The organism is Streptomyces sp. NPDC048825 (genome assembly GCF_043198355.1).
GTDB classification, from domain to species: domain Bacteria; phylum Actinomycetota; class Actinomycetes; order Streptomycetales; family Streptomycetaceae; genus Streptomyces; species Streptomyces xiangluensis.
Genome location: NZ_JBICUR010000012.1, coordinates 221,918 through 247,740 on the forward strand (window position 1 = coordinate 221,918; position 25,823 = coordinate 247,740).

The window sequence follows — 25,823 nt, forward strand, 5'->3', positions numbered from 1 at the left end:
GTCATCTGCGTCATCCCCATCAGCCCCAGTTCCCGGCGGGCCCGCGATAGCCGTACGCGACGAGGTCGTCGAGGCAGGACAGAGGCGCATGCGGTACGACCCTGCCGTCGGCCGTCTCGGCGAACACCTCGCTGGACAGGACGCGTCCGTCGACGCCGTTGACCTCACGGATCGAGGTGACCATGCGCTGAAGTCGGCCGCCCGTCTGGTAGTTGTTGCGCCGCTGGATGAACACGACGAAGTTCACGGCGCCCGCCACGAGCATCTGGCTGGCCTCGATGGGCAGCCGCTCGTTGGCCTGGAGCGCATACGTCGAAATACGGTTGAAGACCTCGCTGGAGCTGTTCGCGTGGATCGTGGACAGCGAGCCGTCGTTGCCCTGCGACATCGCGTTCAGCATGGTGACGATCTCGTCGCCGAGGACCTCACCGACGATGACGCGGGAGGGGTTCATACGCAGCGACCGGCGCACCAGCTCGGCCATCGAAATCGCGCCCTGGCCCTCGGAGTTGGGCAGGCGCTCCTCGAACGCGACCACGTTCGGGTGCAGGTCGGGGAATTGGTCGAGGCCGAGCTCCAGGGCGCGCTCGACGGTGATGAGGCGCTCGTGCGGCGGGATTTCATTGGCGAGCGCGCGAAGCAGGGTCGTCTTACCGGCGTTGGTGGCGCCCGCGATCATGATGTTCTTGCGGGCCCGGACGGCGCAGGCGAGGAAGTGCCCGATCTCGGGCGTGAGCGTGCCGTTGCCGACGAGGTCCGACATGAAGACCTTGCCCATGCGCGCGCGGCGGATGGACAGGGCCGGGCGCCGGGTGACGTCCATGACGGCGGACAGTCGCGAACCGTCCGGCAGCCGCAGGTCGAGCTGCGGGTTCGCGGAGTCGAAGGGCCGGGAGGAGAGTCCGGAGTACGCACCGAGGATCTGGATGAGTTCGATGAGCTCTTCGTCGTTCTCGGCGACGGGATCGCCCTTGACCTCCTCGCCGTTCGCGTATCCGACGAAGACCTGGTCGTACCCGTTGATGTCGATGTTCTCGACCTCGGGATTGTCGAGCAGGGGCTGAAGCCGGCCGACTCCGAAGAGAGCGGCGTGCACGGCGGCCGCGTACTGCTCCTCGGTCTCGGCATCCAGCGGCGTACGACCGGAGTTGATCTCCGTACGGGCGTACTCCTCGAGGATCTGGGCGATGACCGCGCGGGCGTACTGGCGCTCGTCCTCGCTGGACATCGGCGTGACGCCGGAGACCTGGTCGAGGCGGCGCTGCTCGGCGATGCGGTCGCCGGCCTCCTGCCGGAACCGCTTGACCAGCTGGTGGTCGACCGCAGTCATCGGCCGGCCCCCGCGGTGGGCGTGGCCCAGGCCGCCCCGAACTGCTGGTAGAGGTCCGCGGTGACCTTGCGCGCCGAGCGGATGAGCAGCGACTTGTCGAGCCGGCCGCGCTTGCGTCCGGCCAACTGGTCGGCGCCGGACGGGTCGTCGGCGAGCGTGCCCACGACGCGGGCGCCCGTCTGCGCGGCCACCAGCATGTCGTTGACCTGGTGGACGAGCTTGGCGGAGTCGCCCGGGTCGGCGATGAGGATGACGCCGATGAGCGGGGTCGCGAGAGAGGCCGCGCCGCGGGAGCCGCCGTGCAGCTTGGCGGTGAGGGCGGCGGCCCGGTCGCGTACGCGCGCGATGGCCTCCGGCTCCGTACGGGAGATGAGGAGGACGAGGGCCGCCTGCGAGAACATCTCGACGGCGGGTGTGTCCCCGGCGACCCGGCCGCAGTCGGCGATGACGTCGGCGGGCGCGTTCGGCGAGTCGGCGAGGTGGGCGAAGGCCCGGCCGAGAGTCGGCCACAGCCCGGCGAGCCCGGCGGCCTGCTCGGCGTTCCCGAGCCCGACCAGCACCTCGAGTCCACCACTCAACGGCTGTACGTGGTCCCACAGTTGATCCGGTACGAGACCCCGGCGTGCGGTGGCGGCGATAGACAGCATGCCGGTGTTGGGGTTCAGCGGACCGCCATGCGCGGCGGCACTGCGGTACACGAGGTCACCGCCGGCCGGATCGGTCTCCGCCAGCAGAACCCGACGGGGCCAGACCGCGGCGAGGGCAACGGCGGCCGTGGTGACGCCGGGTGACCCCTTGTCGGCGGCGAGAGCGATGAGCGCCATGTCTCTTTTTGTCTCTCTCGCCCTTAGTTGCCGGGTACGAGGGCGACGGCGACCTCGCCCGCGGCGGCGGCCTGGGTGAGGGCGGGGACGTCGTCCTGGTCGACGAGCACCGTGATGGCGAGGTTGCCGGTGCTGATGGTGGCGTCGTCGCCGCTGCTCTTGGTGTTCACGCGCGCGTTGTCGACCAGGAGGGCGTCGGTGCCGGCAGCTGTACCACCGGAGGAGGAGTTGTCCCTGTCGGAGCTGGGGGCAGTGTCGCTCACGCGGTAGGCGGCGACGGTGTCGCCGACCTTCACGTTGGCCGGGTACTGGCCCTCCTTGAGGGCGAGGCCCACGGAGGCCTTGCCGGCGGGGAGAGAGGCCTGCTTCGCGAACATCTCGCCGACGACGACCGTGCCCCCGTAGATCGTCGACCTGGCCTTCAGGGCCTTGAGGGCCTGGCGCTGCTCCCACCGCACGTAGTTGATGGCGGAGTCTTCCGCGACCATGACGGAGGTGATGTTGCTGTCGGTGATGGTCTCGCCGGCCTGGATGTCGGCGCCCTCCTTCACCTGGATGACCTCGACACGATCCCCGGCGCGCAGCACGAGCATGGTCGCCCCGAGCGCTCCGACCAGGATGAGCAGCACGGCGAGAGCGGCGAGTGCTGGTTTGCGCTCGCGAGGCGGCGTGGGAAGGCGCTCACCCATGGCCGGCTGAGCCGGCGCCCCGGAACGGTTGTTACCCGCCCCCGTACGCTCTTGGATCTTCACGCAACCGCTCCCCGTACACCCAAGAAGGTTTCTGCCATTTGGGACACTCCACTCCGCACCGGACGTACCGCCCGACCGCCCGACCTGGCCGAATAACCAGCGGCTGAAATGCTGGAATGAGTGTCAAGTCATCGCACCGTATCAGGGGCGCATAAGCCCCTCAAGGCGCGTCAACGATCGCGAACCTCACAGGACTCGACGTTATCCACGCGCAACGCGGGGCGATTGGTTCCCCGTTGAGTACGGGCCTTGATGAGCGGGTTTCGCTGTGCGAGCGCGAACGGCGTGACGTGCGGCGGACATGTGATCGCCATGCGGAAGCCACCGTTCCTGCACGATTCGCTCACGAGTCCGGAGGCGTGCGGGTGACCTTCCAGGTGGGAGGGTGCACCGCGGCTGCTCTCTCCAGCCGTCTGTGACGGTGAGTGTTCACGTTTGTTGACAGCGTGAGGGGCGGTACCCCAGGATCTGGTGATCGCGTTTCCGCTGCGAGCGGATCCGCGCACGGGGAACGTCGTCTGCCCGACGAGCAGTTGGGCCTTTCCTGGTGCAACTCCGGTGGTCGGCAGCCCCGTAGAGCACCGGCATCGGAATCGGCACCTCGACCGCGTAACGCTGTGTGGCTGTGCCGCTGTACCTCTGTACCGGTTGGTGCCGTGCCGCTGTGGCGCTCGCGCGGGTGGGCATCCCCGCATCCCCACATCCCCCTCACTCGCAACACTCACAAGGAGTTTGTCTTGCTGCACCAGAAAACCGCCCTGCGCGTCGCCGCGCCCGTCGCCGTTCTCGCGCTCGCGCTGACCGCGTGCGGTGGCGGGGAGGACAAGGCCGACGCGAAGAAGCCCTCCGGCAAGTCCAAGGCCAAGGCGGCGGCAACTCCGGCCGAGGCGGCCTCCGGTGGCGAGATGGCCACGGGCGAGAGCGCCGAGGGCAAGGTCGAGGAAGAGGCCGGCAACGTCACCTACGACATCACCGCGCAGAAGGTCGACGTCGGCACCGAGGCCGAGGCCCAGGAGCTGGTGCAGGACAAGGCGGAGGCCAAGGGCATGGTGCTCGCGGTCGCGCACATGAAGTTCACGCACAAGGGGGGCCCGGCCCTGACGTCCGACTCCGACGCGGGCGAGGGCACCACCATCTGGGCGGACGGCAAGCGGGGCGCCCTGCTCATCGGCGCCTCCGACGACGCACCCGGCTGCGAGGACCCGTACGACGTCGAGAGCTGGAAGACGGGCGAGAGCCACACGTTCTGCGAGTCGTACCTCATCCCGGCGAACGCGAAGGAGATGGAGGTCCACTGGTCGGAGGAGGACGGGGAGCCGTTCATCTGGAAGTTCCCTGGCCAGTAGGGCGGTTGGCGGGCACGGCAGCCGAGGACCTCGTGACAGCCACGGACTTCACTGCCGTGCCGTGATCTTCGCCATGCCGTGATCTTCCACCGACTTCCCTCTTCCGTCGAAAGGACGACGTATGAAGAGACACGCTGCCCTGGCCTCCTGCGCCCTCTCCATCGCCGTACTCACCGGCCTGACCGCCTGCGGAAGCGGTGACGCGGAGACGGACGCGGCGGCCGACAAGCCCGAGGCGACGGCTGCCCCGGCCAAGGAGGTGAGCCCGGCCGAGCGCCTGGCGAAGCTCGTGATCACCACGGCGGACGTCGAGGGCCACCAGGTTGAGGAGAACAAGGAGGAGTTCCTCTTCGCCAAGTCCCAGGACGAAGTCACCCTCGACAAGAGGGAGTGCGCCCCACTGGCGTACGCGATGAACCAACTCCCCGTCGGCGAGCCGCAGGCCGACCTCACGCGAGTGGCCTCGAAGGACGCCAACGCCTTCACTTACGTCACGCTCACCGCCTACGAGGCCGGCAAGGCGGAGTCGGCCATGTCCGGCCTTTCCAAGGCGGTGGACTCCTGCGGCGGAGGCTTCACCGCCAAGGCGAACGGCAACACGAGCCCGTACGACTCGGTCACCGCCGAGAAGGCGGACCCGGCGGGCGACGAGTCGCTGGCCTTCAAGTCCACACTGACGTTCAGGGGCGCCACTCACACGGTTCACGCGGCAGCCGTACGCCGCGACGACGTCATCGCCGTCTATTACGCCGTGGACGGCCTGGCCATCGCCCAGTCCACGCCCAGCGACACCAAGGTCTCGCCTGTCGTGGCCAAGGCGCAGAACGCGAAGCTCGGTTGACGGGTGTGCGTCGGCCCCGGGTAGCGGCCTTCAGGGCCGGTAGCCGGGGCCGGAAGCCTCCCGGCGATCATCCTTACGAGTGAGCCAGCGGCATATTCCAGCCCGGCTTGACGTGCCGTCATTACCGTCCGCCACATGGTCAGCTCATCCCACGAGGCGATGCACCGCCTCTTCCAGGAGGACCCCGGCGCCTTCGCGCGGACCTTCCGGACTCTGGATCTCCCGTTCCCGGACCCCGTAGCGGTGTCCCTCATGCCCACCGACCTCACGGAGATCAAGCCACTGGAACGGCGTGTGGACACGCTCCTCAGGCTCGACACCGCCTCCGGCGAGAGCCATCTCCTGGTCGTCGAAGCCCAGGGCAAGAAAGACCCGAAGAAGCATGCAAGCTGGGCTTACTACATCGCCCACCTCTATGCGAAGTACCGCATCCCGCCCGTCCTGCTCGTCACCTGCCAGGACAAGGCCACCGCCACCTGGGCCTCCGAACCCATCACGATCGGGCCCAGGCAGTGGCGCACTCTCACACTGCGTCCCCTCGTTCTGGGCCCGCACAACGTCCCCGCCATCACCGACCCGTCTACCGCGGCCCGCGACATTCCCCTGGCGACACTGTCTGCCATCACTCATGGCAAGGACGACAACGCCGCTGCCATACTGAAAGCCCTGGCCGCCGCCCTGAAGACCATCGACGAAGAGACCGCGAGGATCTTCGCCGAATTCACCGAACTCGGCCTCGGGACCGCCCCGGCCGCAAAGATCTGGAGGCAATTGATGTCCGCCGACCTCTCCTTCTTCCGCTCGGAGACCTCCCAGCGCCTGCGCGCGGAAGGCCGCACCGAGGGCCGCACCGAGGGCCGCGTCGAGGGTCACGCCGAGGACATCCTGCTGGTCCTGGGCGAGCGCGGCATCGAGGTTCCGGACGGCGTACGCGCACGCATCATGGAATGCACCGACCTGGAAACCCTCCGAGCCTGGCTGAAGCGCTCCGTGACGGCCGCCAAGGTCGAAGATCTGTTCCGGGACGCGAATGCCTGACGAGCGCCGGTGAATGTCCCGGTCCCGTCAGAGGGCCGGGCATTCCCCCTGGCGCCGATCGGCCGACCCATGGGGCGCGCTCAGCCGATCCGGTGACGAGGCCGCCCCACAGGTCCAGACGCCCGATCAGTAAGGGCCGTTCACGTTGTCGATCGAGCCGTACCTGTCGGCGGCGTAGTTGCAGGCCGCCGCGATGTTCGCGACCGGGTCGAAGGGGTCCATCGACGTACCGGGCACGTGGTAGGCCCTGAAGGTCGGATCGATGGTCTGCAGGAGGCCCTTGGACGGGGTCCCGGCCGCGGCGTTGGAGTCCCAGTTGTTGATGGCCTGCGGATTCCCCGACGACTCACGCATGATGTTGCGGTGGATGCCGTCGTACGAGCCCGGAATCCCATGCTGGGCCATGACGTCCAGCGCCTCCTTGATCCAGCCGTCCAGGTCGTTCGTGTACGTCTTCGCGGCGGCGGGGGTGGCAGCGGGCGCCGCGGACTTGGCGGCAGCCGGGGTCGCGGCCGACTTCTTCGTACCGACCGTCAGCGTGAGACCCGTCTTGATCAGCGAGGGATTGTCACCGATGACCGCACGGTTGGCCTTGTAGAGCTTCTGCCAACCGCCGCTCGTGGTGTGCTTCTTCGCGATCCTGATCAGGGTGTCGCCCTTGATCACCTTGTGCGTGACGAGCTCGACCTGCGGAACCGCGGCTTGCGCAACCTGTGCGACCTGCGCCGTCGGCTGGGCGGCGTGGGCGCCGGTCACCCCCACGAACGGGAGCGCGAGCGCGGCCCCGCCCGTTCCTACGGGAATGACAACGCGGGCGATGCGGCGGGCTTTCGGACGGCGGTGCTTACCTCGTGCGGGCATGGCGAATTCCTCTCCGGCGCCTGCGAGGTGAGCTGTCGGGTTCGGGCGGGAGATGCCCGGCCGCACGATGAGCGCGACTTCACCCCAAGCCGTTCCGGTGCCCGGATCGGCGACTTACCTGGGTCCCCCGCTCCTGCCGTAGCGCGTGGATGAATGGGGTTCCGGGGCGGCGGCAGGATTCGGCGTTCCGCCCGGATCGACGAGAACGTATGCGAGAGCACACACCCGAAACAAGCCCCGAAATCCCGGTGCGCCCCTTATGAACTAGCCAAAACGAGGGGGAAATCGCCCGATTACTCCGGAACACAACCTTCAACTTACGTTCTGCAAAGCAGAAGTTGCCGAGAGGCCGCCTCAACATCCAATTCACCCGGAGGTGACCCAATTCACGCGATCAAGCACCACTAAGTCTGAATAAAGCGGCAATGTAGGCAACTCGGGCATTTTGGCCTGTGGGGGCCGTCCAGCGTTGAGCTCGAAGTGGACCTCGGTCACGTCGATGTGCTCGGCGGATGGGGCCTCGTACGCGCACAGGGTGTACGAGGCTGCTCACAGGCGGGCAACCGACCGCTTTGGGCCGCCCTGCTGCCGTCGGCTGGCCCTGGTCCGTTCCGTCGCTCATCTCACCGAGTGATGCTCCAGGAAATCGGCGAGCACCTCGCGAGGATTGGCGGCCTCGGTGGCTTCCGTCTCCCAGCTGGGGCGGTCCATGTCGAACAGCACGATCGGTACGGCTCGTCCGAATACCCGGGCGATGTGGCCATCGGCCCGCAGGCGGCGGGCCACGTCGATGCACAGCTCGTCGAATCGGCGGACAAGCTGGTCGTCGCGGGCATCGCACGCCTCGTCGGAGAGGCCGCCCTCGTCCTCGTACCAGAGCTCTTCCGCCTGCGCTTCGGCCAGGTGCAGGCTGCTGCCGACCGGATCCTCGGGAACATGGCCGAGCCTTTCGAACCCCTCCAGCGACCAGTACGAGTACTCCCAACGGGCGGATCCTTCGTACGCACAGCCCTGATCCAGCACCCGGCGGACCGCGCTCTCGGTGTTGTAGCCGATGGCCGCGTAGGGGTAGCGAGGATCCTGGTCGACGCGCCAGACCTCGAACGAGACGACGTAGATCTCGGGCCGGAGGACTTCCGGGAAGCCGTACAGGACACGTTCGGCTCCGCGGCGCATATGGTCGCGGAAGGCCGACTCCCGTGCGTTGTTCACGTCAGAACCCCCAGGGGTCGGGATGCGGAACGGGCCCGGGGTCTCCGACCAGACCAGTCGTGTGTCGAGCCGGCCCGCCAGGAGACCCCTCAGGAGGTCCGCGACACGGTGGCTGAGCACAGGGGAGCTGGGGTCCCCAGTGGGAAGCTCGCTCTCCCTCATGCTCGGCAGCAGCCGGTACACGGAGAGGTGCTCTTCGGTGCCTGCCGTGGTCATGGGCCTTCTGTCAGCCTCAGAAACCCCAGGGATTGGGGTGCGGCGTGAGGGACGGATCCTCCGACCAGACCACGCGCGCTTCCAGGTCGCTGCCCAGCAGCTCGGTCAGGCGGTCCACTGCCCACCCGTTCCAGTAGACGCCGCCAGGGTATTCCGGCAGCCGGAAGGCGGGCAGAGCGACGGGCACGGCCTCGGGCCGGAAGACGGCTTTTGTGATCTCGCCCGTCGTCTTCTTCGGCTTGGACGACCGTCGGGCGTCCAAGCAGTCAACGATTCGCTCCACGAGATAAAGGACATAATTGTCTGATTCGGCACCTTCGATAGCAATCGGCACGAACCTTCCTGCCGTCGACAGTTCGTCCCGCAGCAGCTCGGAGATGCGGCCGCTGAGCACGGGCGCACCGGGATATCCGCACGGGAATTCCCCCTTGCGCCACCGCGGATCGCCGTCCCAGGAACCGCTGAACTCAGTCGGCATGTCCGAGTCAGAACCGCTGATCTGCCAGCGAATGAGTTTCCTCAGCGAGCTGCCGAGCAACAGGGTCCGGAACTCCCCCATCCGCGGCAGCAATCGGTATACAGAAATGGGCATATCGGTCATCACGGTGCCGTCCAGACTGCGGTAGGTGAAGGAGCGCCGGTCGAGAGCTCTCCCTCGACCTCTCGTCCGATGCTGCGCAACTCCCTCCGTAGCTCAGTACGGATGGCGCGCGCACCGAATCCGCGAGCTGTCCTGTCCTCCACAACCTGCTCCAAACGCATGTTGACACGCTGGAGGAACGGCTCGCGATGGGTGAAATTGTGTGGGCTCGGGTGCCCCAGGGGAATGCCGTTCGCCGCGTCGTTGACATCGACTCCATACCTCTCGAGCAGGTCACGGCTTCGGGCCCCCGGTACCCAGTGGCCCCTGTTGCCTCCGGACGGAACGATATGCGCCGCGGCCTGACCGCGGCTCACCGGACGCCCCTCGCGCCGCATGTTCCTCCGGAGCCGTCGCGCGTTCTGCCTACAGGTCAGCAGACCGAGGTAGTCGATCCAGAGCAGGGGGTTGAGAACGTAGCCGCGAGGGTTCGGACCTGCGTCCAAACCCAGCGGATCCGGACTGATGTAGGTCGCGGTCGCCGGGTCGTAGTGCCGGAAGTAGTTGTAGTGAAGCTCGGTTTCGGGGTCGAAGTACTGACCCGGGAAGCGCAGGGGCGTGCTGGTGTCGGCGTCCTCGCTCCACGTCGTGAGTCCCCACAGGGTGGCAGTCATGCGCCAGGCGATGTCCCCGTCCTCCGAGACCAGCTCGGTCGGGGTGCCGACCAGATCGGTGACGATGGAGAAGAAGCGTTCGTCGACGAGGTGTTGGGGGTCGTCGGCAGACGTGCGGCGCTCCGTCTGGGCGAGGGGGCGTACGTCGTCGCGGTCCCACGTGAGCGTGATCTCCTCGGGCCCGCTGACGGTACGCGTGGTCTGCTCGACGAGGTGTGGGCCGTCCCAGGTGTAGCGGGTCTCCTCTACGACGGTCGAACCGTCGGATCCCAGGCGCTGTTTGCTCGCACGCCTGCCCAGCGGGTCGTAACGATAGCTCCAGACTGTCCCATCCGGTGTGACCACGGACGTGAGGTGGTCCTCAGCATCCCAGGCGTACCTCCAGACGTCGGGCTTGCGGGACAGCCGCGTCTTGCGGCGCATGACGACACGGCCCGCGGCGTCGTACTCGTATTGGAGGGAGCCGGCGCGCGTCACACGATTTCCGTCATAGGCGCGGTCGCCCCGGGCCTCACTGACAGGCTGCCGGTCCGGCCAGCTGGCCCGTGTCTGATTGCCGGATTCGTCGTAAGCGTAGGACTCGGTCCAGTCTGCGGCCCGCACCCCGGTGACGCGGCCCGCGCCGTCGACATCGAACGTTCGCCGCCCGGTCGCGTGGTCGTCCAGCGTGGTGACGGTACCGTCGGCACGGTAGGTGAAAGTCTCCCGCTTCAACTGCCTGCCCCGAGCGGCCAGTGTCCGTCCGGTGACGCGATCCTCGGTGTCCCAGGTCTGGGTGAGGGTGAGGCCGTGGTCGCCGAGCCGACGGACGGTCTCGCGCCCGAGGGCGTCGTACGCGGAGACGATGGTGTGGCCGGCGGAGGTCAGTGTGGTGCGGTTGCCCACCGCGTCGTAGGAGTACGTCGCGGTGGTGCCGGTCGGCGTGGAGCGACGAACGGGCCGACCCACGGCGTCGTACTCCGTGGTGAGCACGCGTCCGTCGACGACTTCGGCGGTGATCCGGCCGGCCGGATCATACTGATAGGCGAGTGTTACGTCAGGACCGGTGGCTCTCAGGAGACGTCCGGCCGGATCGTGCACGAACACGGTCGTGCGGCCGTCCACCGTCTTCTCGACCTGATTGCCCAAGATGTCATACGCGAAAGCCGTCGTCTGGCCCAACGGGTTGATTCTGCTGAGGAGTTGGCCAGCCGCATCGTACGAGTAGGCAAGCGTCCGTCCGTCGAAGTCGGTCTCCGCCGTGAGACGCCCGGCCGCGTCGTAGGTGTAGTCCCAGGTGAGGCCCCGCGGACTGGTGACCTGGGTGAGCCGCAGCTCGGTGTCGTGCGTGAACGTGTGGCGGACCCCGTCGGGAGTGGTCCGCGTCGTCAGCAGGTCGAAGCCACCGTAGGTAAAGCGGGTTACCTGGCCCAACGCATCCGTATGGCTGAGGCAGTTGCCCTCGCCGTCGTACGTCCATGCCTCGGTCGTGCCGTCCGGGTCCGTACGCGCCGCCTGGTGCCCCTCGACAGTCCAGCTGAGGTGCGTCGTGGCACCCAGCGGGTCGGTGAGGGCGATGGCCCGACCGAAGGAGTCGTACGCGATGCGCGTCACCGCGCCGAGCGGATCAGTCTCCGAAACCGGCTGACCCGCCGCGTTGTTGTCCCAGTGGCGCTCGGAGCCGGTCGGATCGGTCAGCGACGTCAGTGCGCCTGTCTCATCACGGGTGAAGACAACAGTCGCGCCCGCGGGATCCGTCATGGACGTGCAGTTGCCCCGCTCGTCCCACTCCTGCCGCAGGACCGTGCCGTCATAACCGGTCAGCTCCACCAGCAAGTTGAGTTCGTTGAAGAGGGCCGACGAGGTGGCTCCGTCAGGCAGGTGTACGGCGGTCAGGTTGGCCGCTTGGTCCCATTCCATGCGCGTGGTGCGGCCCAACGGGTCCGTACGCGACAGGAGTTGATTCCGGTCATTCCATTCCTGGCGGGTGATGTTACCCAACGGGTCGGTTTCGGCGATCAGTTGATACGCGTCGTTGAACTGGTAGTGGGTGGCGTACCCGAGAGAATCGGTGGCAATTGTGCGGTGCGCGTCGTCGTCATAGATGAAGGTGTAGTCCAGCATTCCGTCGATACCGCGGCCCGCAACGCAACGGTCGGCGTCGTCGTACTCGAAGCGGTACCAGATGCCGTTGCGGTCCTCCCAACTGGTCATGCGGTGCTGGTCGTCGTAGGTGAACTTCAGTGGCAGGCCGGAGGAGTTGTAGATCTCAACGAGGTCTCCGCGCCCGTCGTAGCCGTACCGGATCAACGGGGGCCGCTCGGGATGGCTACGCAGGCTCAGCTCCGTGATTCGACCGTTCTCGCAGGTCACGCCTACGCGGTAGCCACCATGGTGGGCTATCTCTTCAGGGGTGCCGTCGGCGGCGTACGTGATCGAGATCGTGTTGTTGTTGCGGTCACTGATGACCGCGAGCGGCAGTTCGGCCGATGGCCGGTCGGGCAGCGGACGGAAGCGGAGAGTCTGGCCCGTCTCGGGTCGGTGCACGGTGAGTTCGCCCTCGGCCCAGCCGAGCGGCCAGCGTGGGCCGGCCACCGGGAGCACGGGTACGTCAGGCTCGGGCACGGGGTACGTGAGGACCATGCCGTCATCGACCACGAAACGCACACCGGCCTCGTCGAGCAGCAGCCGCTGATCGAGAGTTGAGGTCCAACTCCGGCCCAGGAAGCGCCCGCTGCGGACGCCGGTGCGGTAGTGGCGCTCCAACAGCAGGGGAAGCATGCCATCCAGGGTGACGTCGGTGGCGGACATGACCATCTGGCCCGTGGCCATGTCAATTGGGTCGCCGCGGGTGAAGAGGTTCTTCATCTGGCGGCCCATGGCACGGGCGCCCTTGCCAAGGCCTCTTACGCCCATGGCCATGCCCTTGAGGCCGGTCTTGCCGAAGGCCTTCAGGCCTTTGGCGAGGCCGCCGAGGGTGGTCAGGCCCTTCATGCCCGGGATGCAGTCCAGCGCCGCGAACGCCACATCCCATAGCGAGGCTTGGCCTTTGCGGTATTTGTTGAGCGTGTCGGCGAGGACGACGAGCGCCGCGATGAGGACGATGGCGCCCAGGATCGGCCCGCCGATGATCATCGCGATGATGCCGACAACCGCGACGACGACCTTGCAGACCGTGACAATGGTGTCCCAGTTGTCGGAGACCCAGTCCCCGACCTCCTCGTACCAGGCACGGTTCTGAATGCCCGCGTCGGAAGCCTCCTCCAGCTTGTTCTTGGCCTCCCGCGCTGCGTCCTCGCGCATCTGCCGCGCGTCCGCCGCCATCTTCTTCGCCGCATCCAACGCGCTCTGCGCGGAGGTGACATCCGACTGGGCGGACGTCTGCGCCGACTTGGCATTGGTCGCATCCCGCGTAGCCGCACGCACCTTGGACTCATCCGGCTTCGGCACATCCTTGCCCGCCGACCCCGGATCGTCCTTGTACTTGTCCGCCTCCTTGGTCGCCCGCGTCACCCACGAATCAGCCGTCGACAGCCGCGACTTGGCCGACGCCAGATCCGCCTGCGCCTCCCGCCCCTTGACCAGCGCCTTGTCCGCCAGCGCCTGCGCACGCTCCAACTTCGGCCAATACGCAGCCAGCGCATCCCCGGCCAAGTCGTAAGACTTCTTGAGCTTCTTCAGGTTTTTCGGAACCCCGGAGAACTCGTCACGGAACACCTCGGCGGTCTTGCCCACCATCGTCAGGACGGCATCTTCCTCCGCCATCCCCTTCACCAACCGCAGCGCGTCCTGCACATCATCGGCGAAGTCATGCAACTGCCGGGCCAACGACCGCACCCGATCCGGATCCCCCGGCGTCGGATCCTTCTCCAGATCCAGCACATGCCAGTCCGTCGGCCGAAACCCCACCACGCCGCAACCCCCGTCACGTCAGCCTCAGCAACCACACATACGCACAAGTGAAGTTAGCGGGTACGGGCGTTCGATGTGAAGGCCGCAAGGGGACGCAGGGACAGACGAAGCCCCGCGCTCACACAGGTCCTAGTCCGCGAAGCGGAATGTGGACGTGATCGCGTCGAAGATGTCGAAGAACGAGTCCGCGAGGTCCAGCACCTGGCTGCTGCCGGCGATGAGGGCGACCTTGCCCTCCTGTCCGGGCACGGGGATGAACGTTTGCATGAGTACGGCACGAATGGTGCGGTTGAGGCTGTCGCCGGGGACCGGGATGTCCTCGATGCCGTACGTACGCGCCGCCGGCCCGACGCCCGGGATGTCGACGGTCGTGACCTTCCGCCACGCGTCGCCCTCCTTCTTGGCTTCACGCACGGCGAGTTGGCCCGCCATGAACTGCGGGTCGGTGGAGAGAGGCTCACCGGCCTGCGTGCGCCCGCCGACGAGCGAGACGGTGATCGACCCGGTGATGGGCGTGTCCCCGCCGAAGCTCTCCGCCATGCAACCGCAGTACAGCGCACCCGACTTCCAGGCGTCGGCCGCGGACTTCTGCAGGAAGGCGGTGTACGTGTCCCGGTACTTGGCCAACTCGGGGCGGTCCCGCACCCGTTCGCTCACCATCCTGCGTATGGAGTCGTCCCGAGACTCGGGCCGCACGTCGAACTCCCACCACGACTCCGGCACCTTGATCCGAAAGCCACCGCGCTCGATGGTGAGCGCCTCCATGTAGCGGGCCATGTTCGTTGTTCTCCCCCGGTTCCGACGCAGGCTGGTGCTCATAAGCCTACGAGGCCACGTACTCCTCGTTCGGGCGGCTCATGGGCACGCTCCCCGCGTACTCATCGCCACGGCCGCGACAACAGGGCTGCGCTGACCCGCCGTACGCATCGGAGTCGACTGAGGTGACAGGATGCGGCGTCTTCGCCGACCGAACCGCGACTCACCGACTCGTTCCGGGCCGCCAGGCCACCAGGCCGCCGGGCCGCCGGGCCGCCGGGCCGCCGGGCCGCCGGAGGGTCCAGTGGCGGGCGAGGCGGAGGGTCCAGTGGCGGGCGAGGCGGAGGCACCGCTCGCACCCGGGTCCGCCGAGTGGGTGGCGCGCCGTGGCAGGCATCCGGCCGTGCTCCGCTACGACGCAGCCCGCGCCGTAGCCCACCCCCGCGCCGCCGTGCTCACCTTCTACGACAGCGCCTACATCAGGCCGCAGCCGGGCGTGCCGACTGGGACGTGGCCGGGCTCGCCTGCTCCGGAGGCATAACGGACCAGCACCTGGCGGCGCTTCCCACCTGAACGGCCATGGTGGCGCGCGAACGCTCGCGGTCGAAGCCTCGCTGCGGGTGCCGCCCTATCGGTTTCTTGCTCCACCAGTTGCTCTGATGCGCCAGGTCATCAACGATGGCGGAGAGTGCACCTTCCGAGAATTCCGAGAATGGCGGCACGGCATGGCTGTTGTTTCACGCGGATTCCGCGGCCGACCAGGCGATACGCACCACAAACTGCCACCCGGGCAGTACGAGACCACCGATTTCCCGGTCCTGTCCGCCGGCCCCACGCCGAGGGTGGACCGTGACGCGTGGGAGTTCACCATCCGCACCGAGACGGGCGCGCGGCACAGCTGGAGCTGGGCGCAGCTCATGGCGCTGCCCAGCCAGACGCCGACGGTGGACCTGCACTGCGTCACGAAGTGGTCGAAGTTCGCCACCGAGTGGCAGGGGGTCTCGTTGGATCTCCTTCTGGAGGACGTGGAGACCGCTGCCGAATTCGCGCTCGTCCATTCCTACGGTGGTTACACGACCAACCTGCCTCTGGAGGACCTGCTCGACGGGAAGGCGTGGATCGCGTACCGGTACGACGGGGAAGAGCTGGCGCCCGAGCACGGCGGCCCGGCCAGGCTGCTGGTCCCGCATCTGTATCTGTGGAAGTCCGCGAAGTGGGTGCGCGGGATCCAGCTGCTCCTCGACGACGAACCGGGCTTCTGGGAGAGCGCCGGCTATCACGATTACGGGGACCCATGGCGCGAGCAGCGGTACCAGGGCGACTAGGCGACCGGCTGCGCTGGAAGACGGCCCGGCTGGCCGAACGGCGCCCCGAGTCCCCCGCCGCGCACACCCTGGTCTTCGACGTCCCCGGCTGGCCGGGCCATCTGGCGGGCCAGCATGTCGATGTGCGGCTCACCGCCGAGGACGGCTACAGCACACAGCGCAGCTACTCCCTGGCATCGGCGCCGGACGGCGAGCGCATCGAGCTGACCGTGCAGCGCGTCACCGACGGCGAGGTGTCCCCGTACCTGGTGGACGAACTCGCGGTCGGCGACCTGGTGGAACTGCGCGGACCGGTCGGTGGCTGGTTCGTGTGGCGCCCGGAGCAGAAGGAACCGGTCCTGCTCGTGGCCGGAGGCTCCGGCCTGGTGCCGCTGATGGCGATGATCCGCGTCCGCCGCGCGGTCGCCGGCCGTACGCCCTTCCGGCTGGTGTACTCCGTGCGCACGCCAGAGGACCAGCTCTACGCAACGGAGTTGGGCCGGGACGATCCCGGCCTGGACAAGACGTACCTCTACACCCGCTCCACCCCGCCACAGTGGCCGAGGCCCGCCGGGCGCCTCACCCCAGCAGACCTCACGCGCGCCGGGTGGCCGCCGGATTTCGAACCCACCTGCTACGTCTGCGGGCCCACCGGCTTCGTCGAAGCAGCCGCCGACCTGCTGGTAGCCCTGGGCCACGCCCCAGACCGTGTTCGCACCGAACGTTTCGGCCCCAGCGGAGGATGAGATGCCCCACCAGCCCCACGAGGACCATTACACCGGCCAGTACGAGTACAAGTACGAATACGAATACAAGTACGAGGACGGCAACGCCCTGGCCGGACCCCTCTCCGAAATCCTCGCGGTCGACCCGACCACTGTTCTCGGCCGCTGCACCGGCTGTGGCAGCGACTGGCCTCTGGCGCGGCTGCACGTCTACGCACACGCCCCGGGATACGTCGGCCGCTGCCCGGACTGCGATCAGGTGATCCTCCGCCTCGTCCGCAGCCCCGACAAAGCCTGGCTCGACCTCCGTGGCACCGTCGCCCTCACCGTCCCCCTCGGCACCTGACCCGCTCAGCACGGACGGGGGGATCACTCCTTCGAAACACCCTCAAACGCCCTCCTGGCCAGGACGTGGCTGTGCAGAGTGTGACCAGCGGGTTGATCGGCGGATGGTGCCGCCCACGAGGTGACAGGTAAGGGACACCGTGGGCATGGTGACGGCGACCACACCACCGGGCGTGCGGTCCTATTCGCCCCGCCAGATGTTGTCGAAGGCCGCCTCGTCGAGGGCTCGCCGCTGCCGTTCGGCCTCCAGGCCCCTCACCGCGTCAAGGACGGCGGCGAGCACCGTCGCCACGGCATCGTCGGCCACGCTTGGTGACTCTCCCGTCGGCTTGTCGCCGATCCCCACGTTGTCGCCGATCCCGACGGCCGCCGCGAGGGCGGCGAGGATGGGCTCGTCCGAGGCATAGCGGTTCGCCGCGTGGCGGCGTGCGGGCGAATCCACCAGCACCAGGTGAGTGGGCTGGAAGATCAACCAGCGGCGGTGGCGTTGCCGACTGAGCTGCCCTTCCGCTTCAAGGGCGGCCAGATAGGCCGCGGACAGGTCGCGACCCCTGCGCCACAGCCAGTCGTCGACTGAGTCGTACGGCGCTTGTCGCGCGAGCGACGACGCAGCCTCATCCAACATCCGATCAGCCACGGCATGCCGATCACTCGGCACGATGTGATCACCGGCCAGTGTGATGGCTTGGGCATCCAGGAGGTCGAGCAGCTCGGCTCCCGCGAGCGCAAGTGACAGATCGCCTCGTTCCAGGGTGCGACTGGCCGCCAGGTCCATGGCGATGATCAAAAGGTCCCGTGGCGTGGTCATGAATGGCTCCACCTCACCTCGAGGAGCTGGAGGCGAGTGACGCGGTGCGCCAGGTGTACCCCGGCCCGCCGACGACACTCCCGTACGAGCCTACGGAGCGAGGACGACAGCCGCACCCCAAGCCGGTCCAGTCCCCAGTTTCGCCAAAGCGAACGACCTGCACGGAGGCGGTGCACTCGCGACGGGCTCCGGAGGTACTCATGGACACGACGGAGGACGACGACCGACCTGTGCCGTACTTCGAGGTGTCCAACAGCTGGGCGAGGACGGGTTACGGCTCTCTGCTCGCCGGTCCGGAGGACAGCTTGGCGCTTCGGGTGGGGCGGGGGTGACTTCTCGCGCGGCGTCATCGACTCGGCCCGGGAGACTTAAGGGTGACGCCGCTCGCCACGCGGCACGCGTGGGGGAAGGTGCTGGTGTCGATCTTCACGCGCTCGCCGATGGCCAGGGTAAGACTCACCGACTCCCCATACGGCCTGAGATCCGAGCGACAGCGTCACGTCACCCCCGACGAGCGGCCGCCCGGCTCTTCCCCTTGCCTTTCTTACGGAGCTTCCGCATACGCTCCCGCTCCCGCACTCGGCGTTCCTCGGCCCGCGCGGCATGCCATCGGTAGAGGAGCCATCCGACCACGCCCGCGGTAATGGCGTACGAGAGGAATGCGCTGCCCGTGCCCGGGATGTACTCGCAACTCGGCCCGGACCGGCAGTACCTGCCGGGGTAGAAGGCATGCAGCATGTACACCCCGGAGCAGTACGCCAGCCCCCAGCACAGCCCGGATCCCGCGGTACGGAACGCACGCCTCGGCCCGGCCGCCGCCGAGAAGCCGGGCGCAAGCCGCAACCCTCCAAGGCTGCCGAAGATGGTCACCAGCCCGAATACGGCTCCGACAGCCCAGGGTCCACCTGGCCAGCCCATCAGGGTCGGCGCCGAATCGCGCACGAGCCACTTCAAGGTGCCGAGCCCGAATACGAGAACAACGCCGACGGTCGCCAGGACGATCACGACCCCGACAATCCCGGCACCGAACCGGACTCGCTCGTCGCGCCGGAGCATTGCGTCCCTTTCACTCTCGGGTGGAGTCAGGCCGTTCGCCGCGAAGTGCTTCAGCCGATGGGACCCCAGTCGCGGCGCGGCCTCGGCGGCTCGGTCGTCTGAGCGGACGCGGCGGAGGCGCCATCGGCCCCGTTCCTGGAGACACGGCCCATCGGCACCAGCACTACGAGCCCCAGAAGACCGGGCACCGCGAACAGCACGCCGAACCCCACCCCGAACCACCCACTGCTGTCACCGCGACTCAAATCGCGGACACCCGAGACAACCAAGGCCACGCCAATGATCAACGGAGGCGGCACCCAAGGCCACGAGTTGGGCTCAGGAACCGGCTCGGGACGCCGCCCCTCAGAGAAAGCCGCGTACCAAAAACGAGCACTCCACCAGGCGAGCAGGTACGCCGACACCGCCGCCGCCCCGAAGCCAACGATGGCCGGCACGTCACCGCCGGTCCCTCGGAACGTGGTGAAGGTCAGTCCCACCCCGAGCATGAGCATGATGATGCACAGCATGACGCCACTGGCGAGACGGGATCGGCGGCTGCCGCTGAGGGCGTTGGAGGGTATGTACACGCGGTCACCTTATGAGGGCGCTGGCTGGGCGTGGAAGATCATCGTTCGGCGACGAAGGAGCCCATGCCTCGCGTGGTGATGATCAGTCCCTCTTCCCGCAGTGCAGCGGTGGCCTTGCGGACGGTCTCGCGCGCAACCCCGAATTCCTGCTCCAGCTTCACCTCGGAGATGAGTCCGCGCACGGGGTACTCGCCGCTGGCGATCCGCTGCCGGACCACCTCGGCGATCTGCTGCCACTTAGGCCTTGTTGGATCAAATTCGAACACAGGTGAACTGTACGTAGCGCCTTGCAACAATTCATAGAGGCCTTTCTCCCTAGTTATGGGTAGACGACAACCCCCTGCAAGAGCCCATACGGTTCTGATGACAGACCCCGGCGACGGAGGCAAGCCGTCCCGGGGCGTGGCCGAACGCTTCGAAGGAGCGCCGACATGCTGGACCTTACTCTCCGACTCCTCGCCTGGATGCTGAGCATCTGCACCCCACGCCCCCGAGGCCGCCACCGCCTCGGAGCCATCCCACCGCTGCGGTACATCCCCGCCCCGCCGCCACGGTTCACCGAACTCCTCGACGGCAGCGCATCCCGTCTCGTACGCCCCTACGTCCTGGACCCCGCCGAACACCGCCGCCAACGCGAACGCCGCCGCGCCCTCTACCTCGCAACACTGGGCGTCGACGTCGGCCCCACCCACATCCACGGCGTTCGCGTACCGGTGGCGACCCGATGACGCGTCCCGCCGTGCGGATGTGCGCCCGCTGCCACTGCACGACGAGTCACCCGGTACTGGTCCACGAGGTACACGCGGCTACGGGCCCCGGCTTCAACGTCTACGCGTGCCCCGACTGCGCCGACCACTACCCAGCCATGACCGACCCGCTGGAACTTCCGGAGACTCCTCGTCGGAGGTCCCGCCTCACCCTGCGCGTCTACAAGATCAACGCCCAGGGCGCCGTGACGGAGGACCGAGGCAAGGTCGAAGTCCTGACCGTCGGCCGCGCTGGCGCCGTACCGCTCACGTGGGCATTCCCGCCATGCAAATGCCCCCACTGCCGGACACGAGAACGCAGCCGCGTCGAGGACCTGACCACCTGAACGGCCGCTTCACAGCGCACAGCAACGCGAATCCATGCAAACACCCTCAACCCGCGGCCCCGAACACTCACTCAGTGTTCGGGGCCGCTGTGTACCCAGACACGATCAGGCCACAACAGCAATCCACTTGCCCTGATTAATCCTCATCTGCCCAGCCCTACAAGGAAGTTCACTGTGGCGAAACCATCAGCCCCATAGATACCGTCGTTGCTCTCGACGGAACCTATGTCTCACGGGGAGTCCACACCCAGAACGCCGGCCTGGTAGCCAAGGAGCCGCTGCCGGTCAGCAAGCTGTCGACGCTGGCGCCCTCGGCGACCAGGAGATGGCCGGCATGGCGAAGGCGACTTTACGAGCGTGCCCAAGGAATGGACCGGCGAGAAGCCGTACAACGAGGCGTACTCCGACTTGAAGGACAACATCCTGAAGCCCGCCGCCGACACCCACTGGTAACGAGGCGGATTCCCCGGGGACGGGGTACCCACTGCCCCGTCCGCATTCACCCCTGAGGAACGACCATGGACCTGAACTCGGCCCGGCGCATCACCGAGGCGGAAGCGGCCCGCACCGGACTGGGCACCGGCCCCAACCGTCGGCTCCGGCTGACCCTGTTCATCGGAATGCCCCTGGTCTTTCCGGTGCTCGGGATCTTGTTCCTAGTGCCGCAGTCCCTGAGGAACGACGTGCTTAACGTCTATAAGGCCGGGATCATCGGCTGCCTCCTGCACTTCGTCTGGGTCTTCGTGAAGTACCCCCGGTACAACGACCGTCCGCCCTACCTCACCCGGGATCTCGCCATGGGCGGCGGCTTCTTCCTGCCCTCGATGCTCCTCGGTTTCTGGCCGGGCATCTTCGCCGCACCGGCGTGGGCGCTCTTCGTCGGTCTCGCCTTTGTCGTGGAAGGAATCAAGGAGCGCCGCGCCCACCGCTGAGCAGCGCCGGGCCCCGGCCGGCTTCAACCTGGTCCCGCCGCCCGGCTGGGACACGATTCCGCTTCGCCACGGCACCGAGGAAGCGATAGACCACATCGTCCGCAAGGCCGTCGCGCAGCTGCGCGTCGGCTTTCCCAAGGACGACATTCCGCAGGCCCGGCTGAAGCTCACCAAAGAGATAAAGAGGGTCGTCCGCCGGGCCCGTTCCAAGGGAGGTCTCACTCTCTACGTCCCCACCGAACGCCTCCACGGCATCACCCTGCCCGTCTCAATCGTCCCTCCGAACCGATCGAAATTCCGAGTATCAGGCCCGACAGCGGACCGGAAGCGGTCATGATGGCACTCGCCTCCGAGACCACGGCGGCGCCGAACGGACACGTGAAAGTGCGGCTTTCAGGTTGCATCGCTTCAGCGGGATGACCGCCTGGATGGACCTGGACGTTCGACGGCAGCAGTCGGGCAGCAGTGCAAATCAGCGTGTTCACGCGGAGGACGCCGCCCGAAGACCGCTACATCGGCGCCCATCGCACCGCGTGCAGGCCATTCTCGCCCTTCACCACGCATCAACGACCAGGATCATGAGGACTTCCAGGTATCCACTTCCTCATCCGGGCTGATCCGGATGGTGCGGGCGAATTCGTCGACATCGTCGAGAGCCCGGAGGATCCGGCCGGCGTCGGGATCGGCCAGGATGATCAGGACGTCCGCGGCTTCCTCGTAGCGCCAGGCGTAACGGAGCCCGACGTGCACCTCGTTGCTGTCCTCGTCCTGGTAGTAGCGCAGCACCCGCAAGCCGGCTCCCAGATGCGGGGAGTCGAAGTCCTCGACGATGGGGGGCTCGACGGTGTAGCTCGCATCGGCGTGGGTCAGCTCACGCAGTGCCGTTTCCCGGTCTTCGCCCTCCTCGATCTCCACCAGGTCGACATACGCAGGAAGCGGGATCTCCCGCGGGTGCGGGAGGTGGAGGAAGACCTCGAAGTCCGGAAAGGCTGCGGGGGCCCTGATGGCATACATCAACAGGATGTTGGTCAGCAGGTCGACTTCGCCCGGTTCTGGCTTCTCCGACGCGAAGTCCTCCCAGAGACCCTCGGCGAAGTAGCGTGCCCACGCCTCAGGCGTTTGTGCCTCCTCGACGTCCTCAAGACCCGGTTCCGGCCACATGAGCGGGATGCGGATCCAAGGGGCCAGATCCATGGCGTGCTTGACGTTGAGCCAGCTCATTCATAACTCCATCTGAACGTGCCGACCACCGCGTCGAACAACTCGACCAGCACGTCGGTGAATTCACTTTCGAGATCGCCGTCACCTGGTGTGGAGAAGTTGATGCTGATCCAGCGACCGGGATCGTCCGCCACGGGGAGCACATACTCGACCCGCCGCGTCGGCAGGGCGGCCTGCTGTACGGCTTCGGGGGCGGAACTCAGCTTCTCCGCGTCAGGGGTGGAGCGGTAGGCGCGGCGGAGTGCGGGTGCCCCTGCCACGTCAACCTTTGTCGCCGTTCCGCCGGGGACGTCCTCGTTGGCCAGTTGAGCGATCACTGCCTGTGGAGGAACCGCATGGTCTTGGCCGATCGGCATCTCGGCAACGATGAAAGAGGCCATCAGGAAGATTCCCCCGCGCGGGAGCACGGGAAGGTAGAGGTCAAGGCCGCCGTTTCTCCTGGCCGCACGGGCCTGCTTCTCCATCTGGCGACGCATGTCCAGCCGGAAGCGCATCGCGTCGTCCCGGGGAATGCCCTCCGGGACTTCCCCCATGTGTGAGAAGAGGACGTTCTCGAGTGCTTCCTTCGTGCCCTCGCGCAGGGGGATGCGGACCCAGCCAGGTGGCAGAACTAGTTCGTAGCCATGGGGAGCTGTCCGCTCAAGTGTAGATTGTTGCTCGTTGAGATCGGACGCACTCACGAGGCTGCCTGCTTCTTCAGCTGCCGGTCGGTTACCAGGATCGCCAGGGTGGCGAGCACCGAAATCACGGCGAGCCAGCTGTAACCGATGATCACCGCTACATTCGGGATCAGGAACAGGCAGGAAACCAACTTAATAACCTGGGAAAAGTTGGCTCCCTTTGGGTTGCTGATCAGTTCTCGATACCTGATCAGCACGACTAGCATCGCCACAGGTGCAATCATGATCGGCCAGGCTGCGTAGCCTTTGGTGAGCCAGTCCATGCCGCCGTACTTGCTGCCGAGTTCCTGGAAAGCCATACAGAGAACCGGCACGATGGTGCACACAGAAAGGACCCTTATGGCCTTACGTTCCTCCGGATTGTTCACCGTCATTGGAACCATCGCCTAGTCCTTTCACCTTCGAAGTTCGCCATGCTGGGTACTGCCGCCGGATTTCTCGCAGGGTTGTTCACCAGCGGCTCCCTACTTCACGTGTCAGAACATCCTTGGCATCGTCATACGGATCTCCGACGAATATCCCCATGGCCTTGTCTCCAAGATCCACTCCCGTGGCAGCAAAGTAGTTCGCCCGGAAACTGTTTACGCCCTTGCCCACCGCATCGGCCGCCTTCACCACATCGGGATTCCCGCCGAACTCGGCGCGCATCGCCTTGGCGAACTTGGATGCGCTGACGACCTCCCCATCACCGCCCAGCAGGCGTTCCAGTCGGTTAGCCCCAGGACGTGTTTCCCTCGCCCCGATCTGGCGCAGCGCATCCTTCGCGCGCACTGCTTTCGCGCCGCGGGCCGAGTCGGTGCCGTATCGCATGATGTTCTTGTCGAGCAGCTTGCGCAGATTCGAGTACCGCTGGAACCGTCCCGCCCTACTGGCGGACTTGAGGGTTGTCGTCGCGGCCTTCACGCCCTTCAAGGCGACGCTGCCGAATCCCAGCGTCGCCAGCGCGAAGACATCCATCGCGACATCCGTCCAGTTCCCGTCACCAGAGAGGGCCAGCAGCGTGTGCCCGACGCCGACGAGCGCCGTGAGACTGAGGGTGACCACCGTGATGAGGGTCGCCAGCCATCCGACCGGCGTGAAGAGGAGGGCGATAATCCCGATGATGGTCGCTACCGTACTCAGGACTTCAACGACGGTTTTGATCGTGTCCGCATTCTCGTGCACCCAGTCCTTGAAGTTCTCCCACCCACTGTCCTTGATGACATCCGAGATGTCATCGCCGATGTTCCCGGCGTAGTGCTGGGCGCGGGAGTCGCGCTCGGAGATGACCTGGTTGAGCTGCTTGTGATACGGCGCCAGGTGGCTGGTGGGGTCGGACTCCTCCGACGACTTCTTGTCTCCGTCCTTCCCGTCCCTCTTCGCCTCGGCTTCCTTCTTCTTCACCTCGGCAGCGTGTTCCTCGTCGGCCTTCTTCGCGGCTCGGAGGACGCCGTCGGCCCGTTCCTGGAAGCCCTCCAGGTCGTTGGCCCAATTGCCGAGGTCGCCGACCACGCGTTCGTAGCGGCCCGCCGTCTCGCGGAAGTGCTTTTCGAGGTCGCCGGACTTCTCGCGGATCTTGTCGGCGTACTTGCCCTGCAGCGCGTCGCCGTCGGCGGCCTTGCGCAGGATGCGAGCCTGGTCGCGGAGGGTCGAGGCGAGGTTCTTCATCCTGCGGACCTCGTCGCGGATGTCCTGCGGATCGCCGGGGATCGGGTCCTTCTCCGCCAGCGGATGCCAGTCGACCGGTCGGCGCCTGCCCTTACCTGAACCCATCGGTCAATTTCCCCCGTTTTTCCCGTGCTTCTTCTCGATTGTGTTCTTGAGATCGAGGTCCTGCTTCTCGAAGCTCTTGAGCGCGGTCTCTACTTGTTTACCCAAGTTCCCGACGTTCTCAAGGAGTTCACGCCGATAGTTGTCCCAGTTACTGACGAACTCGTCCATCTTGCCGGCGATGCTTTCATGGCCCCAGATGTCCTGGATGTCGGCGCGGTGTTTCTCGATGCCGTTGAGGACTCTTTTGATGTCCCTCAGATTCGTCTTCGAAGACTCCAGAAGTGTGTAGTCGACTACCAGGCGGTCATGCTCCCCCATGGGCACCTCCGTTTGCACTTGGCTTGGCGTTTAACGTCGCAGGTCACTCGACCTGCGACGTTAAACGCCAATGGTTGGGTGACAAGGACGATGGCTTGGCGCGACAGCCACCTGAAGAGTCATCTGAAGCCCGGCTGAGCCACAGCACCGTGCCTGAAACGCGGGTGCGACAGGGCAATGCACATGCCCCACCGCACCCGCTTACCACTGCGCCCGCAGGCTCAGCCGCCCTTGACTCCCCGAGCCAGCTCCTCGTCCAAGTTCTGGTAGGCCTCCTTGGCCTTGGTCAGGAACTTGGACATGCCCTCAAGGCCCTCCATGGCCTTCTTCGCGCCCTTGGTGAAGTCCTTGAAGGACTCCTCGAAGGCCGCCGAACCCTTCTGGGTGGTGTAACCGCCGTTGTCGACCAGCGTCTTGATCCGGTCGTCGATGGTGTCGAGTTCGCCGTGCAGCCGCTCCATGTCCTTCAGCAGCTTGCCGGCTTCCTTCTCGAGTTCGGCATATGTGATATCTGCGTCTTTGGCCATGACGGCTTCCTCCCGTTCAGATCGCCGCAGGGCCTTCCCCCGTGGCTCCGTTGTGCGGATCCCTGGGCCGTGCACTGGCTCATCCGCACGAGCAAAGAGCTTACGTGTGGGGCTGTTGGGATCAACAGCCGTGCTGAGCAACAGGTTCGTGACCGTCCTGCGGATCCCGTTG

Annotated in this window: 29 protein-coding genes and 1 riboswitch; of the genes, 11 read left to right on the plus strand and 18 right to left on the minus strand. The window is 66.6% G+C overall.

What is annotated here, in order from left to right; all coding sequences use genetic code 11:
* Positions 1-19 precede the first annotated feature (19 nt).
* From ACGFNK_RS27915 to ACGFNK_RS27925, 3 genes are read right to left on the minus strand one after another with little or no spacing between them, the layout of a single operon-like run.
* On the minus strand, positions 20-1,330 hold the full coding sequence (locus tag ACGFNK_RS27915) for a CpaF family protein (protein WP_386340670.1): 1,311 nt from the start codon (positions 1,328-1,330) through the stop codon (positions 20-22).
* Positions 1,327-2,154 carry a hypothetical protein gene (locus ACGFNK_RS27920; RefSeq protein WP_386340668.1) on the minus strand — a complete coding sequence of 276 codons (828 nt, stop codon included), beginning with the start codon at positions 2,152-2,154 and terminating at the stop codon, positions 1,327-1,329. Before ACGFNK_RS27920 ends, ACGFNK_RS27915 begins: the two co-directional genes overlap by 4 nt.
* 23 nt (positions 2,155-2,177) lie before the next feature.
* Positions 2,178-2,906, minus strand: a complete 729-nt coding sequence (locus ACGFNK_RS27925) for a hypothetical protein (RefSeq protein WP_393420190.1) — start codon at positions 2,904-2,906, stop codon at positions 2,178-2,180.
* Between the two features lie 737 nt (positions 2,907-3,643).
* Here ACGFNK_RS27925 and ACGFNK_RS27930 point away from each other — a divergent pair.
* From ACGFNK_RS27930 to ACGFNK_RS27940, 3 genes are all read left to right on the plus strand, one after another.
* The gene (locus ACGFNK_RS27930; protein WP_393420192.1) at positions 3,644-4,252 is read left to right on the plus strand and encodes a hypothetical protein; all 609 of its coding nucleotides are present in this window, start codon (positions 3,644-3,646) and stop codon (positions 4,250-4,252) included.
* A gap of 121 nt (positions 4,253-4,373) precedes the next feature.
* On the plus strand, positions 4,374-5,093 hold the full coding sequence (locus tag ACGFNK_RS27935; protein WP_393420194.1) for a hypothetical protein: 720 nt from the start codon (positions 4,374-4,376) through the stop codon (positions 5,091-5,093).
* Positions 5,094-5,228: 135 nt separating this feature from the next.
* Complete coding sequence (locus ACGFNK_RS27940) at positions 5,229-6,131, plus strand: hypothetical protein (protein WP_386340662.1); 903 nt, start codon at positions 5,229-5,231, stop codon at positions 6,129-6,131.
* A 126-nt stretch (positions 6,132-6,257) separates the two neighbouring features.
* Here ACGFNK_RS27940 and ACGFNK_RS27945 read toward each other — a convergent pair whose 3' ends face one another.
* From ACGFNK_RS27945 to ACGFNK_RS27965, 5 genes are all read right to left on the minus strand, one after another.
* Positions 6,258-6,992 carry a transglycosylase SLT domain-containing protein gene (locus ACGFNK_RS27945; RefSeq protein ID WP_393420195.1) on the minus strand — a complete coding sequence of 245 codons (735 nt, stop codon included), beginning with the start codon at positions 6,990-6,992 and terminating at the stop codon, positions 6,258-6,260.
* Positions 6,993-6,996: 4 nt separating this feature from the next.
* Positions 6,997-7,146: riboswitch (cyclic di-AMP (ydaO/yuaA leader) on the minus strand.
* Positions 7,147-7,610: 464 nt separating this feature from the next.
* A complete protein-coding gene (locus tag ACGFNK_RS27950; protein ID WP_393420197.1) occupies positions 7,611-8,420 on the minus strand; it encodes a hypothetical protein in 810 nt (269 codons plus the stop codon).
* Between the two features lie 16 nt (positions 8,421-8,436).
* A complete protein-coding gene (locus ACGFNK_RS27955; protein ID WP_393420199.1) occupies positions 8,437-9,021 on the minus strand; it encodes a hypothetical protein in 585 nt (194 codons plus the stop codon).
* Positions 9,021-13,535, minus strand: coding sequence for a DUF6531 domain-containing protein (locus ACGFNK_RS27960; RefSeq protein ID WP_393420201.1), 4,515 nt, complete (start codon positions 13,533-13,535; stop codon positions 9,021-9,023). The genes ACGFNK_RS27955 and ACGFNK_RS27960 overlap by 1 nt, the downstream gene beginning before the upstream one ends.
* 159 nt (positions 13,536-13,694) lie before the next feature.
* The gene (locus tag ACGFNK_RS27965; protein ID WP_393420203.1) at positions 13,695-14,342 is read right to left on the minus strand and encodes a hypothetical protein; all 648 of its coding nucleotides are present in this window, start codon (positions 14,340-14,342) and stop codon (positions 13,695-13,697) included.
* A gap of 307 nt (positions 14,343-14,649) precedes the next feature.
* Here ACGFNK_RS27965 and ACGFNK_RS27970 point away from each other — a divergent pair, with 307 nt between their 5' ends.
* The 4 genes from ACGFNK_RS27970 to ACGFNK_RS27985 all read left to right on the plus strand — a co-directional run bounded on the left by ACGFNK_RS27970 (position 14,650) and on the right by ACGFNK_RS27985 (position 16,696).
* On the plus strand, positions 14,650-14,862 hold the full coding sequence (locus tag ACGFNK_RS27970; RefSeq protein ID WP_393420205.1) for a DUF5996 family protein: 213 nt from the start codon (positions 14,650-14,652) through the stop codon (positions 14,860-14,862).
* A 184-nt stretch (positions 14,863-15,046) separates the two neighbouring features.
* On the plus strand, positions 15,047-15,646 hold the full coding sequence (locus ACGFNK_RS27975) for a sulfite oxidase-like oxidoreductase (protein WP_393420206.1): 600 nt from the start codon (positions 15,047-15,049) through the stop codon (positions 15,644-15,646).
* Positions 15,616-16,371: a ferredoxin reductase gene (locus ACGFNK_RS27980; protein ID WP_393420208.1), complete on the plus strand. Its 756-nt coding sequence runs from the start codon at positions 15,616-15,618 to the stop codon at positions 16,369-16,371. Before ACGFNK_RS27975 ends, ACGFNK_RS27980 begins: the two co-directional genes overlap by 31 nt.
* 1 nt (position 16,372) lies before the next feature.
* On the plus strand, positions 16,373-16,696 hold the full coding sequence (locus tag ACGFNK_RS27985; protein WP_393420210.1) for a DUF6510 family protein: 324 nt from the start codon (positions 16,373-16,375) through the stop codon (positions 16,694-16,696).
* Positions 16,697-16,876: 180 nt separating this feature from the next.
* Here the strand turns inward: ACGFNK_RS27985 and ACGFNK_RS27990 are convergent, their stop codons facing one another.
* The gene (locus ACGFNK_RS27990; RefSeq protein ID WP_393420212.1) at positions 16,877-17,503 is read right to left on the minus strand and encodes a GPP34 family phosphoprotein; all 627 of its coding nucleotides are present in this window, start codon (positions 17,501-17,503) and stop codon (positions 16,877-16,879) included.
* Positions 17,504-17,703: 200 nt separating this feature from the next.
* On the opposite strand from ACGFNK_RS27990, the gene ACGFNK_RS27995 reads away from it, so the two are divergent.
* Complete coding sequence (locus ACGFNK_RS27995) at positions 17,704-17,835, plus strand: hypothetical protein (RefSeq protein WP_393420214.1); 132 nt, start codon at positions 17,704-17,706, stop codon at positions 17,833-17,835.
* Positions 17,836-18,004: 169 nt separating this feature from the next.
* Here ACGFNK_RS27995 and ACGFNK_RS28000 read toward each other — a convergent pair whose 3' ends face one another.
* The 3 genes from ACGFNK_RS28000 to ACGFNK_RS28010 all read right to left on the minus strand — a co-directional run bounded on the left by ACGFNK_RS28000 (position 18,005) and on the right by ACGFNK_RS28010 (position 19,394).
* Entirely contained in the window at positions 18,005-18,508 is a 504-nt protein-coding gene (locus ACGFNK_RS28000; RefSeq protein WP_393420216.1) for a hypothetical protein, read from the minus strand.
* A 101-nt stretch (positions 18,509-18,609) separates the two neighbouring features.
* Positions 18,610-19,068, minus strand: a complete 459-nt coding sequence (locus ACGFNK_RS28005) for a hypothetical protein (RefSeq protein ID WP_393420218.1) — start codon at positions 19,066-19,068, stop codon at positions 18,610-18,612.
* 98 nt (positions 19,069-19,166) lie between these two features.
* Positions 19,167-19,394 (minus strand): GntR family transcriptional regulator, encoded by a 228-nt coding sequence (locus ACGFNK_RS28010; protein ID WP_352372108.1) that lies wholly within the window; start codon positions 19,392-19,394, stop codon positions 19,167-19,169.
* Positions 19,395-19,559: 165 nt separating this feature from the next.
* Here ACGFNK_RS28010 and ACGFNK_RS28015 point away from each other — a divergent pair, with 165 nt between their 5' ends.
* The 3 genes from ACGFNK_RS28015 (at position 19,560) to ACGFNK_RS28025 (ending at position 21,153) form a co-directional block, all read left to right on the plus strand.
* On the plus strand, positions 19,560-19,856 hold the full coding sequence (locus ACGFNK_RS28015) for a hypothetical protein (RefSeq protein WP_393420220.1): 297 nt from the start codon (positions 19,560-19,562) through the stop codon (positions 19,854-19,856).
* Positions 19,853-20,221, plus strand: coding sequence for a hypothetical protein (locus tag ACGFNK_RS28020; RefSeq protein ID WP_393420222.1), 369 nt, complete (start codon positions 19,853-19,855; stop codon positions 20,219-20,221). The genes ACGFNK_RS28015 and ACGFNK_RS28020 overlap by 4 nt, the downstream gene beginning before the upstream one ends.
* Before the next feature lie 518 nt (positions 20,222-20,739).
* Positions 20,740-21,153 (plus strand): hypothetical protein, encoded by a 414-nt coding sequence (locus tag ACGFNK_RS28025; protein ID WP_393420224.1) that lies wholly within the window; start codon positions 20,740-20,742, stop codon positions 21,151-21,153.
* A gap of 576 nt (positions 21,154-21,729) precedes the next feature.
* Here the strand turns inward: ACGFNK_RS28025 and ACGFNK_RS28030 are convergent.
* From ACGFNK_RS28030 to ACGFNK_RS28055, 6 genes are all read right to left on the minus strand, one after another.
* Positions 21,730-22,374 carry a hypothetical protein gene (locus ACGFNK_RS28030; RefSeq protein WP_393420226.1) on the minus strand — a complete coding sequence of 215 codons (645 nt, stop codon included), beginning with the start codon at positions 22,372-22,374 and terminating at the stop codon, positions 21,730-21,732.
* On the minus strand, positions 22,371-22,868 hold the full coding sequence (locus ACGFNK_RS28035; protein WP_393420228.1) for a hypothetical protein: 498 nt from the start codon (positions 22,866-22,868) through the stop codon (positions 22,371-22,373). The genes ACGFNK_RS28030 and ACGFNK_RS28035 overlap by 4 nt, the downstream gene beginning before the upstream one ends.
* Positions 22,869-23,050: 182 nt before the next feature.
* Positions 23,051-23,437, minus strand: a complete 387-nt coding sequence (locus ACGFNK_RS28040) for a hypothetical protein (RefSeq protein ID WP_393420230.1) — start codon at positions 23,435-23,437, stop codon at positions 23,051-23,053.
* Between the two features lie 67 nt (positions 23,438-23,504).
* Positions 23,505-24,806: a putative T7SS-secreted protein gene (locus ACGFNK_RS28045; protein ID WP_393420232.1), complete on the minus strand. Its 1,302-nt coding sequence runs from the start codon at positions 24,804-24,806 to the stop codon at positions 23,505-23,507.
* Between the two features lie 3 nt (positions 24,807-24,809).
* A complete protein-coding gene (locus tag ACGFNK_RS28050; RefSeq protein WP_393420234.1) occupies positions 24,810-25,124 on the minus strand; it encodes a hypothetical protein in 315 nt (104 codons plus the stop codon).
* A gap of 221 nt (positions 25,125-25,345) precedes the next feature.
* On the minus strand, positions 25,346-25,651 hold the full coding sequence (locus ACGFNK_RS28055) for a WXG100 family type VII secretion target (RefSeq protein ID WP_386340606.1): 306 nt from the start codon (positions 25,649-25,651) through the stop codon (positions 25,346-25,348).
* Positions 25,652-25,823 lie beyond the last annotated feature (172 nt).